Annotated in this window: 16 protein-coding genes; all 16 read left to right on the plus strand. The window is 36.5% G+C overall.

Annotated features, from left to right (window positions below; translation table 11 throughout):
- Positions 1-88 precede the first annotated feature (88 nt).
- The gene (locus AC4CVH_RS00820) at positions 89-907 is read left to right on the plus strand and encodes an aminotransferase class IV (RefSeq protein ID WP_490785814.1); all 819 of its coding nucleotides are present in this window, start codon (positions 89-91) and stop codon (positions 905-907) included.
- A 17-nt stretch (positions 908-924) separates the two neighbouring features.
- A complete protein-coding gene (locus AC4CVH_RS00825) occupies positions 925-2,871 on the plus strand; it encodes a flagellar assembly protein A (protein WP_490785815.1) in 1,947 nt (648 codons plus the stop codon).
- Between the two features lie 78 nt (positions 2,872-2,949).
- Complete coding sequence (locus tag AC4CVH_RS00830; RefSeq protein WP_490785816.1) at positions 2,950-3,399, plus strand: chemotaxis protein CheW; 450 nt, start codon at positions 2,950-2,952, stop codon at positions 3,397-3,399.
- Between the two features lie 21 nt (positions 3,400-3,420).
- Positions 3,421-3,909 (plus strand): chemotaxis protein CheD, encoded by a 489-nt coding sequence (locus AC4CVH_RS00835; RefSeq protein WP_490785817.1) that lies wholly within the window; start codon positions 3,421-3,423, stop codon positions 3,907-3,909.
- A gap of 28 nt (positions 3,910-3,937) precedes the next feature.
- Entirely contained in the window at positions 3,938-4,996 is a 1,059-nt protein-coding gene (locus tag AC4CVH_RS00840; protein ID WP_490785818.1) for a protein-glutamate methylesterase/protein-glutamine glutaminase, read from the plus strand.
- A gap of 11 nt (positions 4,997-5,007) precedes the next feature.
- A complete protein-coding gene (locus tag AC4CVH_RS00845; protein ID WP_490786298.1) occupies positions 5,008-5,775 on the plus strand; it encodes a CheR family methyltransferase in 768 nt (255 codons plus the stop codon).
- A gap of 12 nt (positions 5,776-5,787) precedes the next feature.
- Positions 5,788-7,830: a chemotaxis protein CheW gene (locus AC4CVH_RS00850; protein WP_490785819.1), complete on the plus strand. Its 2,043-nt coding sequence runs from the start codon at positions 5,788-5,790 to the stop codon at positions 7,828-7,830.
- A gap of 13 nt (positions 7,831-7,843) precedes the next feature.
- Positions 7,844-8,443, plus strand: coding sequence for a chemotaxis protein CheC (locus tag AC4CVH_RS00855; RefSeq protein ID WP_490785820.1), 600 nt, complete (start codon positions 7,844-7,846; stop codon positions 8,441-8,443).
- Between the two features lie 32 nt (positions 8,444-8,475).
- On the plus strand, positions 8,476-8,835 hold the full coding sequence (locus AC4CVH_RS00860) for a response regulator (RefSeq protein WP_490785821.1): 360 nt from the start codon (positions 8,476-8,478) through the stop codon (positions 8,833-8,835).
- Positions 8,836-8,859: 24 nt separating this feature from the next.
- On the plus strand, positions 8,860-9,270 hold the full coding sequence (locus AC4CVH_RS00865; RefSeq protein ID WP_490785822.1) for a chemotaxis protein CheW: 411 nt from the start codon (positions 8,860-8,862) through the stop codon (positions 9,268-9,270).
- A 26-nt stretch (positions 9,271-9,296) separates the two neighbouring features.
- Positions 9,297-10,292 (plus strand): flagellar motor switch protein FliM, encoded by a 996-nt coding sequence (gene fliM / locus AC4CVH_RS00870; protein ID WP_490785823.1) that lies wholly within the window; start codon positions 9,297-9,299, stop codon positions 10,290-10,292.
- A complete protein-coding gene (fliY, locus tag AC4CVH_RS00875; protein WP_490785824.1) occupies positions 10,285-11,514 on the plus strand; it encodes a flagellar motor switch phosphatase FliY in 1,230 nt (409 codons plus the stop codon). Before fliM ends, fliY begins: the two co-directional genes overlap by 8 nt.
- Positions 11,515-11,679: 165 nt before the next feature.
- Complete coding sequence (gene flgM / locus AC4CVH_RS00880; protein ID WP_490785825.1) at positions 11,680-11,958, plus strand: flagellar biosynthesis anti-sigma factor FlgM; 279 nt, start codon at positions 11,680-11,682, stop codon at positions 11,956-11,958.
- 26 nt (positions 11,959-11,984) lie between these two features.
- Positions 11,985-12,386 (plus strand): flagellar protein FlgN, encoded by a 402-nt coding sequence (locus AC4CVH_RS00885; RefSeq protein WP_490785826.1) that lies wholly within the window; start codon positions 11,985-11,987, stop codon positions 12,384-12,386.
- A 15-nt stretch (positions 12,387-12,401) separates the two neighbouring features.
- Positions 12,402-14,258 carry a flagellar hook-associated protein FlgK gene (gene flgK / locus AC4CVH_RS00890; protein ID WP_490785827.1) on the plus strand — a complete coding sequence of 619 codons (1,857 nt, stop codon included), beginning with the start codon at positions 12,402-12,404 and terminating at the stop codon, positions 14,256-14,258.
- 11 nt (positions 14,259-14,269) lie between these two features.
- The gene (gene flgL / locus AC4CVH_RS00895) at positions 14,270-15,679 is read left to right on the plus strand and encodes a flagellar hook-associated protein FlgL (protein ID WP_490785828.1); all 1,410 of its coding nucleotides are present in this window, start codon (positions 14,270-14,272) and stop codon (positions 15,677-15,679) included.
- Positions 15,680-15,683 lie beyond the last annotated feature (4 nt).

Below are 15,683 nucleotides of genomic sequence, written 5' to 3' on the forward strand. Positions count from 1 at the left end.
GGAAATTGTACTTTGGATAATGGTAAAATATAATAGAACCGATATATTAAAATTTTGTTAAATCTAACTATTCAGAGGTGACATAAAATTGAACAGCGACTGTAAGTTTTTTATACAGAACGGTGACGTAAAAGATTTAAGTAAATTTAAAAGTGAAAATGTAACATCTGGTAAGTCTCTCTATGAGGTAATACGGGTTATAGAAAAAAAGCCTCTTTTTTTAAGAGAACACATTGAAAGACTTGAGAATTCATCAAGTAAATCAGGATTGAAACTGTGGCTTACGAGAGAGAGAATGAAAGAGGATATACTTAGACTTATAAATGTGAACAAGTGTACCACAGGCAATATAAAACTTGTATTCAATTATAATGTCGAAAATAATTTTTTATTGTATTTCATAAAATATCATTATCCGGATAAAAGCCAGTATATAGAAGGAGTTGATACTACTTTTTTCTTTGGAGAAAGACATAATCCAAACGCAAAAATTATTGATAATGACTTTAGAAAACGAATAGATATTCGAATAAAGGATAAGAATGTATTTGAGGCGGTGCTTGTGGATAGAAATGGCAATATAACTGAAGGAAGCAGATCCAATATATTTTTTATAAAAGGCAGTAGTGTTGTTACAGCACCTTTGGATCAGGTGCTTCCAGGTACCACGAGGCGTATCATATTTGATATATGCAGTGATATGGGTATACGTGTTATTGAAAGAAAAATAAAGTACACGGAAGCTGAAACTTTTGATGCTGCATTTATATCGGGAACTTCGCCGAAGGTTCTGCCAATAAGAGCCATGGATGAGGCTATATACTCTTCTTCAAATAACAAATTTGTTCTTCAGATAATGAAAGCTTATGATAAGAGGATGCATGAGGATATAAATAGTTTTAGATAATAAGTGGAGGGGAAATTATGAAAAAAATATTTAGGGGAAATTCACTTGAAATCTGTCTTAGAAATGCGGCTGTAGATTTAGGTATTGACCAGGAAAACCTAAATTATAATATTCTGGAAAACAAAAAAGGGTTTTTTAAGAGAAAAGTGGTTATAGAAGTATATGGAGCAAAGGAGAAAAATGATTCTAAAACGGTACCCTCTGAGAAACATGAGGTGAAGAATTCAAATGGAACAATTTCTGTTTCGGGATCAGTTGTAACTGTAAAAGATCCAGATACAGGAGGAAGTCCTGCAGTAATAGAAAAAGGGGAACATATGAAGCTTTTTGTAGATGGGGAAGAAGTGGAAAAAAGCAGTGAAGTGTTCTCAAACAACAAAATACAGGTTATATTTGACGAGGTGGAAGCATCAAGACATATTGACATTTACACATCGGAGGATAAGATGGAGGCTTTTTTGGAGGTTTCATATATTCCAAAGAAAGTTTATGCACTTGAAGATGCACCGGAAAGTCAGAGAATGGTTCTTCACCTCAAGGTTGCGGATAGAATATATCCACCGGCATATACATTCAATGAAATAAAAGATGAACTTTCAAAAAGTGGTATAGTATATGGCATAATAGAAGAGAATTTAGGAAATATTACAGCGAAAAACAATAAAAAGATTACTGCAGCCCTTGGAAAAAAGGTAGTAAACGGAGAAGATGATTTCATAGAAATCAAATTCAAAACTTCTTCTTCTTTTAAGGAAGATGAGGTTGGAAATATAGATTTTAAGAGTATAGGACTTGTAAACTCTGTGGGAAAGGGCGATGTTATAGCAGTGAAGCATCCTGGAAAATCCGGTCAGGATGGGTGTGATGTAACAGGAAGAAAGATAAAAAGCAAAGAGGGAAAAAAGATTTCAATAAAAGCAGGTGCAGGATGTGTAAAAAAAGACGAAAATACTATAGCAGCATTAATTGCGGGAAAGCCTTCTTTCAATGGAAATGTTTTCTATGTAAAACAGGTTCATGAGCTTAATAATGATGTTGACTTGAAGACGGGAAATATATGTTTCCTTGGTGATATAAGTATTCATGGGGGAATAAAAGAAGGTATGGAAATAGATTGTGGAAACAATCTTATTGTGGACAAGGATGTTGAGAGGGCAAAGATATCTGCGAGAGGCAACATAGTTGTCAAGGGAAGCATAGTTGCATCTGAAGTAAGCGGCGGCGGTGAGGATGTAAAAAAGATAAAGGCTGTAAAACATCTCATGGAGTTTAGAAAGGTCATAGAAGATCTTATAAGTGCAGTTAAAGAAATGAAGATGTACAATCTTCTGGGAGAAGGCAAAAAAGACGGCGAAATAATAAAAATACTTATAGAGAGCAAGTTTAAGAATTTGATAAAGCTTTGTATAGATATAATAGCGGATCTAAGCATAGGAAATGAGAGTGGAAACAAGGACAAAGTCGTGGGATATATAAGAACAAGACTTATGGGAATGGCACCTATAAGTATAAAAAGTTATACGGAGCTCAGAGATGTTCTGGACAGTGTGGATGAAAAAATAAGTGACCTTCAAGATACGTTGAAGCTTCCTGTGAAGATTGTTATGTCATACTGTCAAAATTCAGATGTTGAAAGTTCGGGAGACATAGTTATAACTGGAAAAGGAGAATATATATCGACAATTTCAGCAAATGGCTCTGTTGAATTCACAAAAGAAAATTCTGTTGCAAGAGGCGGAAGCATAAAAGCAAAGAGTGATGTAAAATGCAGAATAGTTGGCAGTGTAGCAGGGGTTACTACAAAAATTGAGGTTGGAGATGACGGCAACATCTGGGCTGATGTTGCATATCACAATACTGTTATGAAGGTTGGAAACAAGGAAGCAGTGCTGGATTCACCCAGCAAAGATGTTCATGTATATCTAAAAGATGACAATATAGTTGTAGATAAGCTTTTATTGTAAAAAAATGTTGTATAAATTGGATTTAATGGATTATAATTAACATATTAGAGATAAAATACAGTTAGGAGGATGTTTGAAATGGATGAAAAGGAATTGAAAATACTTATATTCAGTATAAACGGGGAATATTATGCTACTGACATAATGGAAGTAGAGAGGATACTTGGCTATGAAGAAACTACCAAAATTCCGGATTCCCCTGATTTTGTAGAAGGTGTTATAAATTATTCGGGAAACATACTTCCTGTAATTTCTCTTACAAGGAAATTTGGACTTGAATACAGAGAAGCTACCAAGGATTCAAAAATCATTGTTACAAAACAGGATGAAAATAAAATAGGAATAATAGTAGATGTAGTATCAGAAGTGAGAGACATAGATAGGTCGATTATAGAAGAACCTCCTGAAATTGTATCCGGTATATCGAAGAGATATATAAAGGGACTTGTAAAGTTGGATGATAGAATAATAATATTTTTAAATCTTACAACAATACTGACGGAAGATGAAAAGCAGCTTATACAATAAATAATTGAAAGGTGCAGTATTATGGATATAAATAATATAAAAGTAGGAATTGCAGATATGAATACGGCCACCTCACCTGATGTAATTATGACGATAGGATTGGGATCTTGTGTGGGAATAGCACTTTATGACAAAATTAAGTCAATTGGTGGACTTGCACATATAATGCTTCCCGACAGTACACAATTTAGCAGTGTTAAAAATCCAATGAAGTTTGCAGATTTAGCAATACCAATGCTTATTGAAAAGCTTGAAAAAATTGGAGCAAACAAAAGAAACCTTACAGCTAAAATAGCAGGAGGAGCATCCATGTTCAACTTTTCAGACAGGAATATGACCATGGATATAGGTAACAGAAATGGAAAGTCTGTAAAGCTTAATCTTAAAAAGTACTCTATTCCTCTTCTTGCAGAAGATCTTGGTGGAAATAAGGGAAGAACCATGATATTTGATACTGCAAGAGGTTCTGTGGAGATAAGAACTGTTGGAGTTGGTACGAAAGAATTGTAATTTTATTAAATTACTGGAGTGATAGGGTTTGAAAAAAATAAAAGTTTTAGTAGTAGATGATTCAGCATTAATGAGAAAAATTATTTCTGACATGATAGAAGAGGACGATTGTTTGGAAGTTATAGGTACTGCAAGAAATGGCGTTGACATGTTTGAAAAGCTGTCAGGCATTCATTCAGTAAATATGCCGGATATAATAACTTTGGATGTTGAGATGCCTAGAATGGATGGAATAACGGCTCTCAGGGAAATGAAAAGCAGAAATATAAATATACCAACGATAGTCTTAAGCAGTAGTTCAACTTCCAGTACGAAACTCACAATGGATTGTCTTCAGGAGGGAGCATTTGACTTCATACAGAAACCGTCAGGTCCTATTTCGCTTGATATAAATAAAGTACAATATGAACTTATAAAGAAAATAAAAATGTCATGCAGCGTTGAGAATTGTGATAGAACTTCTCAAACGGTAAAAAATCAGGTTGTACCGGAGGCAAAAAGATATGAAAGGCACAGCATAAAGGCTGTAGTTATAGGAGCGTCTACAGGAGGACCAAAGGCATTGTATTCTGTTATAACAAAGCTGCCTAAGAATATAGGTGTTCCGACTTTTGTAGTTCAGCACATGCCGGTTGGCTTTACAAAGGCATTTTCTGAGAGATTGGATGCAAATTCAAACCAGAAGGTGGTTGAAGCAGAAGAAAATATGAACATAATTTCAGATAGAGTATACATAGCAAGGGGAGGCCTGCATATGAAAATAGGCAGGGATAGAAAGCTACATCTTGTGGATGAACCGCCAATATGGGGAGTAAAGCCTGCTGTTGACAAATTATTTGAATCGGCGGCTGAAGTCTATGGTGGAAGTCTTGTCAGCGTTGTTCTTACAGGAATGGGCAAGGATGGTGCTTGTGGAACAGAAAAAATTAAAGACAAAGGCGGCATTACCATAGCTGAAGATAAATCAACATGTACAATTTATGGTATGCCAAAAGCGGCTTATGAAACGGGAAAAGTCGATATGGTTTTGAAACTTGATGATATAGCTGATAAAATTACAAATCTAGTATTGACAGGTAGGAGGTAGAATTTATGGTTGTGGATATGGATTATTTTGAAAAGTGGGTTTTGAGAGAATTTGGCATAAATCTTTCAGCGTACAAGCCCAATCAACTGCATAGGAGAATAAACAGTCTTATGTCTAGAGTTGGTGTTTCCAGTATAGAAGAGTATATAAAACTTTTAAAGGGTGATGCCAAACAGAAACAGAAGTTTCTTGATTTTATAACCATAAATGTATCTGAATTTTTTAGAAATCCTGAAATATTCGAGGAGTTCAGGACAAAACTCAAGGAAAAACTTCAGGAGGAAAAGGGCAGTGTCAAGATATGGAGCGCAGCCTGCTCTATAGGTGCAGAGCCATATTCAATTGCAATATACCTGAAAGAACTGTCCCCGACAGGTTCGCACAGGATAATTGCAACTGACATAGATAATACTATACTCTCAAAGGCAAAAAATGGCGAGTATTCCGAGCAGGAAGTAAAAAACGTAAAAAAAGAATATTTGGATAAATATTTTACACAAAAAGACGATAAATATAATATAACAGACAATATAAAGAGAATGGTTACTTTCAAAAAACATGATCTCATATTGGATAGATATGAGGACAATTTTGACCTTATAGTATGTAGAAACGTAGTAATATATTTTAATCAGGATGTGAAGGACAAAATCTATGAAAAATTCAGCAAATCTCTTAAAAAGGGAGGAATGCTGTTTGTGGGAGCTACTGAAAGCATATACAATTATAGGGACTATGGTTTTGAAAAAGCATCTACCTTTATATATAGAAAGCTATAAGGAGGTAATGAAATGGATACATCTCAGTATATGTCCATGTTTCTGGAAGAAGGAATGGATAATTTGCAGACCTTGAATGAATCCCTTCTCCAGCTTGAACAGGAACCGGATAATGTAGACAAAGTAAACGAGATTTTTAGGGTTGCACATACGATAAAGGGAATGGCAGCCACTATGGGGTTCAATAAAATGGCGGAACTTACGCATAAAATGGAGGATGTACTTTCTGAGTTCAGGGAAGGCGAACTTAAAGTAAGTCAGAATGTAGTTACTGTTTTATTTAAATGTCTGGATACCCTGGAACAGATGCTTAAAAATATAGAGGAAGGAATTGATGATGAAACTCCAATTGAAGGCATAATGAATGAACTTGAAAAGATAGCTGAAAAAGGAGAAGAGAATCAGGAAGAAGAAAATCAGCCTCAGACTGAAAAAGAAGAAGTCATCAAGAATTCCGATTCAAAGGTTGAACTCAACGAGTATGATATAAATGTAATAAAACAGGCCAAGGATAGAGGATATGGCGCATATGACATAGATATAAAACTCAGCGAAAATACTCTTTTGAAATCTGCAAGGGCATTTTTAATATTCAAGACTCTTGAGGAAGTGGGAGAAATAACAAAGTCTGTCCCAGGAACAGAAGATCTTGAAAATGAAAATTTTGAATTTGAAATAAGTCTTGTTCTGCTTTCAACAAAAGTACCTGATGAACTTAAGGAAATAGTCATGGGAGTATCGGAAGTTGAAAGTGTGGAAGTTAGAGAAATAGATATAAGTTCAGAAAAAAAGAATAAAATAATTGAAGAGAGCAAAAAACCATCTCCACAAAAAGAACCTCAAAAGGAGAAGCCAAAGCAGAAACCGGTGGATCCAAAACCTGCAGATACAGGGAAGCCTAAAAAGGACAAAAAACCTAAAAAGAAAATACATCAGTCTGTAAGAGTTGACCTTGAAAGACTTGATAAGTTTATGAATATGGTATCCGAGCTTGTAATACATAGAACAAGGCTCGAGCAGATAAGCAGCAACTATAAATCAGCGGAGTTAAATGAAACTCTGGAGCAGGTTGCAAGGACAACATCCGATCTTCAGGATCTTGTTATGAAAATAAGAATGCTTCCTCTTGATACTGTATTCAGCAGATTTCCTCGTCTTGTACGTGATCTTTCAGTGGAACTCGACAAAGAAATGGATCTCGTAATAGAAGGAGCCGATACAGAACTTGATAGAACAGTAATAGATGAAATTGGAGAGCCTCTTATACATCTTATAAGAAATGCTGCCGATCATGGAATTGAATCAAAGGAAGAAAGACTGAAGGCAGGAAAAAATCCTATTGGAAAGATAAGGCTGATTGCATATCAGGAAGGAACACAGGCAGTTATAAAGGTTGAAGATGATGGTGCAGGAATTGATGTAGCAAAAGTCAAGGAAAAAGCAGAGAATATGGGAATAGATACAACGGGAATGACAAACAATGATATAAAGAACGTCATATTCATGCAGGGATTCAGCACCAACAAGGTAGTTACAGATATATCGGGCCGTGGAGTTGGCATGGATGTTGTAAAAAACAAGATATCTTCCCTGAATGGTACTGTAGACCTTATAAGTGAAGAGGGAAAAGGTTCGTCGTTTATAATAAGACTTCCTCTTACACTTCAGATAATACAGGCACTTCTTGTTTCTGTAGGCCAGGAGACCATGGCAATATCACTTGGATATGTAGACAGGGTTATAGACTACAGTGATGATATAGTGAAGATGTCAAACAACAGGGAAATTATAATTTATAATGGAAATATAATACCTTTTATAAGACTTTACAGGAAACTTGATATTCAAAAGTCGGATAATACCAAGAGTTATATAGTTATAGTCAAAGTTGGTGAAAAGACAGTAGGACTTATGGTGGATTCGCTTCTTGGACAGAGGGAAATAGTTATAAAACCACTTGGAAAAACACTTCAGTCTATGAAAGAATATATAGGGGCTACGATACTTGGTGATGGACTTGTAACTTTGATACTTGATGTTGCAGCTCTTGTTTAAGGAGGATTAATATATGAGTTTTGAAAATCTCACTCCAATGCAGCTTGATGCACTTAAGGAAGTAGGAAATATAGGCACAGGAAATGCAGCAACTGCACTGTCACAGCTTTTATCCAGAAAAGTGGACATGACGGTACCTTATGTAAATGTAATACCGTTTAGAAGCATATTTGAAAGCATTGGAGAGGAACAGGCAGTTGTAGGTGTAATTGTAAGAATTCTAGGTGACGCTCCTGGAAACATACTTTTTATATTTGAAAAGGAAGTGGCACTTGGAATAGTAGGTGACCTTACAGGAGAGAAAAATGGTGAGCTCACAGAAATGGGAAATTCAGCCATATGTGAGATAGGAAATATAATATCGAGTTCGTATATGAATGCAATATCAAGATTTACAGGACTTTCAGTAATGCCGTCTGTTCCCGCTGTTACCTATGATATGCTTGGAGCAATACTATCGACTACTTTTATAGAGTCTGGACAGTTTGATGAATCTGTTCTTGATATAGAGACTGTATTTGTTGAGGATAATTCGGAATTAAACGGACACTTTTACTATATACCAATGCCGGGCTCCCTTGAAAAGATACTTGGAAGTCTTGGAATAGGATAATATAAAGCTACTAAATAATTGGAGGGAATAAAATGTCAAAAGTATTAATTGTAGATGACGCTGCTTTTATGAGGATGATGATAAAGGATATACTTGAAAAAAATGGATTTGAAGTTGTAGGAGAGGCAAACAACGGTATTAAAGCTGTTGAGCTTTTCAAAAAAGAATCACCGGATGTAATCACAATGGATATAACAATGCCTGATATGGATGGAATAGAAGCTGTAAAGGCGATAAAACAGATAGATTCAAGTGCAAAAATAATAATGTGTTCGGCTATGGGACAGCAGACAATGGTTATGGATGCCATAAAAGCCGGTGCAAAAGATTTTATAGTAAAGCCATTCCAACCTGACAGAGTTATCGAGGCAATAAGCAAGGTACTTGGCTAGAATTAAAATTTAGGAGGTGTTGGAATGCAGGTCGTAATATTTAAACTGAACGAAGAGCAGTTTGCCGTGGAGACTTCGAAAGTTCAGAGTATAAATGATACAATGAAGATAACAAAAGTTCCTAAGGCACCTGCACATATAAAGGGAATTATAAATTTAAGGGGAAATGTAATATCAATTCTCGATATAAATTTAATAATGGATGTAAGAAAAGCAGACAACAATGATGAAGGTGAGAACAGCATAATAATACTTGAAATGGAAGATGAACTGGTCGGCATAGTTGTTGACCAGGTAGATGAAGTTTTGGATATAGATGAAGAAGTAATTGAAAGAGTAAATGATGAAAACAAAAAGCCGTACATAGAGGGAGTTATAAATTTTAAGGACAGGGTGGTTACCTTGATTGATATTGATAAGCTCTTTAGTAACTAGAATTTTCGTAGAAATGAGGGAGAGAAATGGCAGACGTATTATCACAGGGTGAAATAGATGCACTTTTAGCCGCATTATCTGCCGGAGAACTTACTCCAGATGAACTGCCAAAAGAGGAAGAAAAGCATAAGGTAAAGCCATATGATTTTAGAAGTCCTCAAAAGTTTTCAAAGGAGCATATAAGGACTCTTGAACTTATCCATGACAATTATGCCAGAATAATTTCAAACTATCTTACAGGACAGGTTAGGACAAATGTTAAAGTAAAAGTTGAATCTGTGCAGCAGATAACCTATGAAGAATTTATTCATTCGGTACCCAATCCGACTATTTTGACTATATTCAAGATGCCTCCCTTAAGTGGATCCATTTTGTTTGAGATGAATCCACAATTTGTATTTGAAGTTATAGATATGCTTCTTGGTGGAGATGGAAAAGGAAAATTCAAAACAAGGGAGTTTACGGATATAGATAAAAACATAATTACTATCGTAAACTCCGGGCTCATATCTAACCTGAAGCTTGCATGGGAAGATGTAATGGAAGTTGAAACCGAAATCGAGGGAATTGAAACGAATCCGGCATTAAACCAGACACTTGCACCTAATGATCCTGTTGCACTTATAACATTTTCTGTTGAAATGAGCGACAGTACTACCTTTATTAACATATGCATACCGTATTTGAGTATAGAGAAAGTACTTGACAAATTAGTTGTGCAGTATTGGTTCCAGGACAGTGATGAAGATGTTCTGAGTGAATCCCGTGAAAAGCTTAGAGAAAGGCTTAACGTAGTCGGCATAAATGTCTCGTGTGTACTTGGTGATGCGGATGTTACCGTGAGGGAATTCTTAAACTTAAATATAGGTGATGTAGTTACTCTGAATGAAAAAGCCACGAGTCCTGTCAAACTTATGGTTGGAAACAGAGCATACTATCACTGCAAACCCGGTACAATTGGTAAGAACATGGGTGTTGAAGTACTAGATATAATAGATAAGGATGTGGAAGATTATGAGTAACGGGAATGATAATGAAGGCAATGGATTCCTTTCACAGGAAGAAATAGATGCACTCCTTAACGGTGGAGGCGATGAAGAAGAAAGTGGCAAAAACGAAGAAAAGGTAAGCGAAGAAGTTGATGAGAAAAAAGATGATAGCTTGGATGTAGGACTTTCCGATGTTGAAAAAGATCTTCTTGGTGAAATAGGCAACATATCAATGGGTTCTGCATCAACTGCATTGTCTACAATAATAAACCAACCGGTTAACATAACTACTCCGGTTGTTACAGTAACTACACTTAATGATTTAAAAGGTGGCTTCAAAGTTCCAAATATTGCATTGGAAGTTAAATATACAAGCGGAATAGTTGGAGAAAACATGCTGGTCATGGAAGTCAGGGATGCTGCAATTATTGCAGATTTCATGATGGGCGGCGATGGAAATATTGAAGAGGAAAGCTATACAAAGCTCTCTGAAATTCAGGAAAGTGCAGTGTCCGAGGCAATGAATCAGATGATAGGATCAGCTGCAACCTCAATGGCCACAATGTTTATGAGGGAGGTTAACATATCTCCTCCAAAGTCGAAGATATGGAATGATGTAACCGAACCTCTTTCACAGAGTATATCAGATGATGAGACGATTGTAAGAGTTTCATTTTCACTGAATATAGGAGAACTTGTAGACAGTCATATAATGCAGATACTTCCTATTGAAACCGCCAAGAAGATAGTTTCAATAATGATGGGTCAGGAGGAAAGTGAGGACAAAGGCACGGAACAGACATCCGAAGAAGTAAAAAGCAGCAGGGAGACAGCTGCAGCTGTTTCATCGGCTGCAAATAGTCCAAGTCCGGCTCCAAGTCCAGCGCCAAAACCTATAGAAAACCCTGCACCTCAAAACAGTAAAATAGATGTCAAACAGGCTCAATTTCAACCGCTTAATTCAGGCAGCACAGAATCTGTACCTAAAAATATAGATCTTATAATGGATGTGCCGCTTCAAATTTCAGTTGTTCTTGGAAGAACCAAGAAGAAGATAAAGGACATATTGAACTTTGGAACGGGATCACTCATAGAGCTTGACAAGCTTGCTGAAGAACCTGTTGAAATACTTGTAAATGGTAAAAAAGTTGCTTATGGTGAAGTTGTAGTAATAGATGAAAATTTTGGAGTAAGGATAACTGGCATAGTGAGCAGTGAAGAGAGAATAAGGTCCCTCGGACAAAGCAATAGTTGATATTTGTGCAGGGTGCAGTATATTTAGACATCAATTCTAAATGTACTGTTTTTTTTATAAGTATTTAATATGATGGAGGTATAAATATTAATTGTGAATAGTCGATAATATCAGTATGCAATGTAAATATAAACTTTTAGGTTTTGTATGTAGGGAGTGTATTTTATGAAAGTTAATGGGATCGGTTCAAGTCGACTGGTTAATATGTACAATGACAACATAAAGGAAAGCAAGATTGACTCAAATTACAAAGCAAACAGAGATTCCATTTCCATATCTTCTGCAGGGAAAAGGCTCAGTACGTATTCTCCGAATGATGATATTATAAAAGACAGCAAAAAGAAAATCGAAAGCATAAAAAAAGCCATAGAAAATGGAAACTATAAAGTAGATGCTAAACTTGTGGCACAGAAGATGATTGACAGTATGAAAGGAAGAATATAGCATCCTTTTTCAAGGGAGGTGAAAGCATGGATCTTGTTCAGGTTATGGATTCGGAATATGATGTTTTGAAACTTCTTTATGATTCACTTGGAAAGCAAAATGAATATTTGATAAAAAGGAAAGCTTTTTCATTAGATGAGATAGTCAAAGTTATAGATGCAAGGACAAGAGAAGTTGCAAAATGGGAAGTTGCACGAAGAAAAATTACAGGGAATACTCCAATGAGAAGTATAGTTCAAAAGTCAGAAGATGAATATACAAAAAAACTCTATGAAGATATAGTGGAACTCATTGAAAAAATACAATTTCAGAAAGAAACAAATGAGGCGCTAGTAAAGCAGTGGCTTGTATTTACAACTCAGATGCTTGCGGCGATAAAGCCAAACAGGACAGCAAGTACGTACAATGCAATGGGAAAAAACAGATGATATAGGAGTGATAAAATGCCAGGGCTATTTTCAATATTCAACACGTCAAAAAGTGGTCTTTTCGCACAGCAGACAGCACTTAATGTAACTTCGCACAACATAGCAAATGCGGGAACTGACGGATATTCAAGGCAGAGGGCACAGCTTGTTACAACTCTGCCATATACAATGCCGAGTATAGATAATGCAGCAAGTGCAGGGCAGCTTGGAACAGGAGTTACGGTAGATGCAATAAACAGGATAAGGGATACATTTATCGATTACCAGTACAGGGTACAGAATTCGGTGAATGGAGAGTGTACTGCAGAACAAAAATATTTGAGTCAGGTTGAAGGTATAATAAATGAACCTACGGATACAGGACTTTCAGCGCTACTTGGAAAATTTTTTAATTCATGGCAAAGCTTAAGTTCAACAACAGATAATACAAATACAGTTGCACAGGAAGCTTATCAGCTTGCAAACGAGCTGAATTCTATGGATTCACAATTGACAAGCGTAAAGACTAATACTGAAACCGAAATAAAAAATTCAGTTGTAAATGTGAACAGCCTTATTGAAAAAATATCGAATTTGAACAAGCAGATAATAAATATAAAGGAATCCGGAAATAATCCAAATGATCTTATGGACAGCAGGGACCTGCTTCTTGACCAGCTCAGTGATGAGCTTGGAATAGATGTGACCCAGGAAGGGTATGAAGGGGTCGACGTAACAAGCTCGAATTTGGGCAAAAAACCTGATACGGATGATAATGGTACGGCGCCAACTTTGGGTGGAAAAACGCTGAACCTTGTATCAAGTGATTCAAAAGAAGAGACAGCTACTTTTTCATATGTATCCAGCATAGAAAAAACAGGTGAAGGTCAATATAAAGTTGTATATTATAAAAAAGGCGATGTTGGAAATGCAGATGACAGAGTTGAACTTAATGTTAATATGACTGCAGACCAGGCAAAGGAGCTTGAAAAGAGCAGGGTGCTCTGGGCGGACAAGGATGGAAATGCGTATAAAGCTTCAATTGATGTTGATGGTAAGACTGTAACAGTAAATGACAGCGATAGATTGGAAGATGGAAATACTGTTGATTTTAAAGACCTTGCACTTTTCAAACCACCATCTGGTGAGCTTAAAGGTTACATGCAGGTGCAGGACAATATCATGGAATACCAGACAAGACTGGACAATTTCGCCAAGGCACTGGCATTCTCGGTAAATGCAATAGTGAGCCAAAGTGATAAATGGACAGCTGACGGCGAGGATGGATCCCCAGAGGGTGGAATAAACAACTTCTTTGTAAATGGGGACAAGAAGGATTATTCAGATTATAAGGAAGAGGATGAAAACGGCATAACTGCAGCAAATATTACATTCAATGTGGAGCTTTTGAACAATCCATCGAAGATAAAGACGGGGACGAAGTATGACTCCAAGGGAGATGCGCTTGGCACAAGCACAGACCCAAACAGGGCGGTTGCAGTAGCTCAGCTTGCAAATGCCCTGCTTAATATTTCGGATACCGACAGCATAAGTTCGAGGGAAAATTTCGTCAAAGATGTATTTTCTACAGACAGTGATTTGAATAATATATATACAATTAAAAATGCAGATGGTGGTCTTACACTGGACAATTATTTCAACAACCTTGTAAATGTAATAGGAAGTGATTCAAACAAGGCAAACACGCAGCTTAAGAATCAAACGGCCCAGCTTGCTGTGTATGAACAGTCGCGAGAATCTATATCAGGGGTTTCAATGGATGAAGAAATGACAAATCTAATACAGTTCGAACACTGTTATCAGGCAAACGCAAAGGCTATATCAACGGTGGATGAACTTTTAGACGTTGTAATAAACGGACTTAAAAGATAGGAGGAGTTAATTTGAGAGTAACTAATAAATTATTATCCAACAATTTTCTTCTGGATATGCAGAACAATCTTCAGAATTTAAATAAGATCCAACAACAGATGTCTTCTACAAAGAATTTTTCGAAGCCATCTGATGATCCTCTAAATGTTCAGAGGGCAATGCAGCTTCAGACAGCAATAGATGCAAATACACAGTATGCTTCCAATATAAAAACTGCAAGTAAGTGGATGGATACGACGGATACTGCATTGGGACAGCTTGGAACAGCACTGAGCAATATAAGAGCGAATCTTGTAAAGTCTGGAAACGCATATTCACAGTCAGACAAGGACAAGATAAATGACGAGGTCAATCAACAAATATCCGAAATAGCACAAATTTTAAATACAAATTTTGAAGGAGAGTATATATTTGGAGGTACGGCAGGTTCCTCAAAACCTATAATGACCGATAACTATGATATAACAAGATCAGGAAAGGACGACAACGGAAATGACCTTTCAGATTATGGAAGCTGTGTTTCACTTAAATATTCAAATAAAGATGGAAAAGCAATTGAAAACCTGCCGGCGGTTGTATCTGATGGATTTGATGTAAGTAAATGGCAGAACAAAACAATTGACTTTAGTATTGATGGCGGAACAAAGATATCAATATCTGTAAAACCAGGAGATGCCGATATAGATGCTGTTGTAAAAGATATAAATTCGCAAATTCAGAGCAATACTAATCTTAAGGACAAAATAAATGTAGTAAAGACAAATAACGGCAATATAAAATTTCTTGCAGTTGACAGCAGCCAGAAGATAACTATTTCTACAGATATAGCTGATATGTCAAAAGTTAATGGTAAACAGCTTTCCAGTATGGATATGGAAAACATAAGTTCAAAAAAGGTAATAGAGGTATCTCAGGGAGTAGTACTTGACTATAATGCCACAGCAACTGAAGTAATGACTTATGGAGATGGTGCAGACGACAATGTATCATCGCTTATGGACAGGGTTGTGCATCACCTTGCAGGTGAAGTATATTCAAGCAGCAAAGCAGATGGAAGCGCAGTTACATCCGGCGATGAGGGAGCAGTTCTCGGAAGTGATGGAAAGTATTATGCCTGGGTCTATAATTCCAAAGCAGCACAGGAGGAACTTGGCGGGCAGGATCTTGTAGACATGGATGCGGCTTCAAGCCAGGTATCGAAGGTACGTTCGCAGATAGGAGCCAAAGACAGTAGAATGAGTGATCTTGGAAATCAGAATTCAGCAGCCAAGCTTAATCTTACGGATACACTTTCTAATACCGAAGATATAGATCTTACCAAAAAGACAATAGAGTTTGCGACCATGATTACAGTCTATCAGGCATGTCTCCAGACAGGTGCAAAAATAATGCAGCCAACACTTATGGATTATATAAGCTGATAGA

The organism is Clostridium pabulibutyricum (assembly GCF_058242705.1).

Bases quoted from the DNA above. Each gene is read 5' to 3' on its own strand.
- AC4CVH_RS00825 (WP_490785815.1), top strand. From the start codon at position 925: ATGAAAAAAATATTTAGGGGAAATTCACTTGAAATCTGTCTTAGAAAT.
- AC4CVH_RS00830 (WP_490785816.1), top strand. From the start codon at position 2,950: ATGGATGAAAAGGAATTGAAAATACTTATATTCAGTATAAACGGGGAA.
- AC4CVH_RS00835 (WP_490785817.1), top strand. From the start codon at position 3,421: ATGGATATAAATAATATAAAAGTAGGAATTGCAGATATGAATACGGCC.
- AC4CVH_RS00850 (WP_490785819.1), top strand. From the start codon at position 5,788: ATGGATACATCTCAGTATATGTCCATGTTTCTGGAAGAAGGAATGGAT.
- AC4CVH_RS00855 (WP_490785820.1), top strand. From the start codon at position 7,844: ATGAGTTTTGAAAATCTCACTCCAATGCAGCTTGATGCACTTAAGGAA.
- AC4CVH_RS00860 (WP_490785821.1), top strand. From the start codon at position 8,476: ATGTCAAAAGTATTAATTGTAGATGACGCTGCTTTTATGAGGATGATG.
- AC4CVH_RS00865 (WP_490785822.1), top strand. From the start codon at position 8,860: ATGCAGGTCGTAATATTTAAACTGAACGAAGAGCAGTTTGCCGTGGAG.
- fliM (WP_490785823.1), top strand. From the start codon at position 9,297: ATGGCAGACGTATTATCACAGGGTGAAATAGATGCACTTTTAGCCGCA.
- fliY (WP_490785824.1), top strand. From the start codon at position 10,285: ATGAGTAACGGGAATGATAATGAAGGCAATGGATTCCTTTCACAGGAA.
- flgM (WP_490785825.1), top strand. From the start codon at position 11,680: ATGAAAGTTAATGGGATCGGTTCAAGTCGACTGGTTAATATGTACAAT.
- AC4CVH_RS00885 (WP_490785826.1), top strand. From the start codon at position 11,985: ATGGATCTTGTTCAGGTTATGGATTCGGAATATGATGTTTTGAAACTT.
- flgK (WP_490785827.1), top strand. From the start codon at position 12,402: ATGCCAGGGCTATTTTCAATATTCAACACGTCAAAAAGTGGTCTTTTC.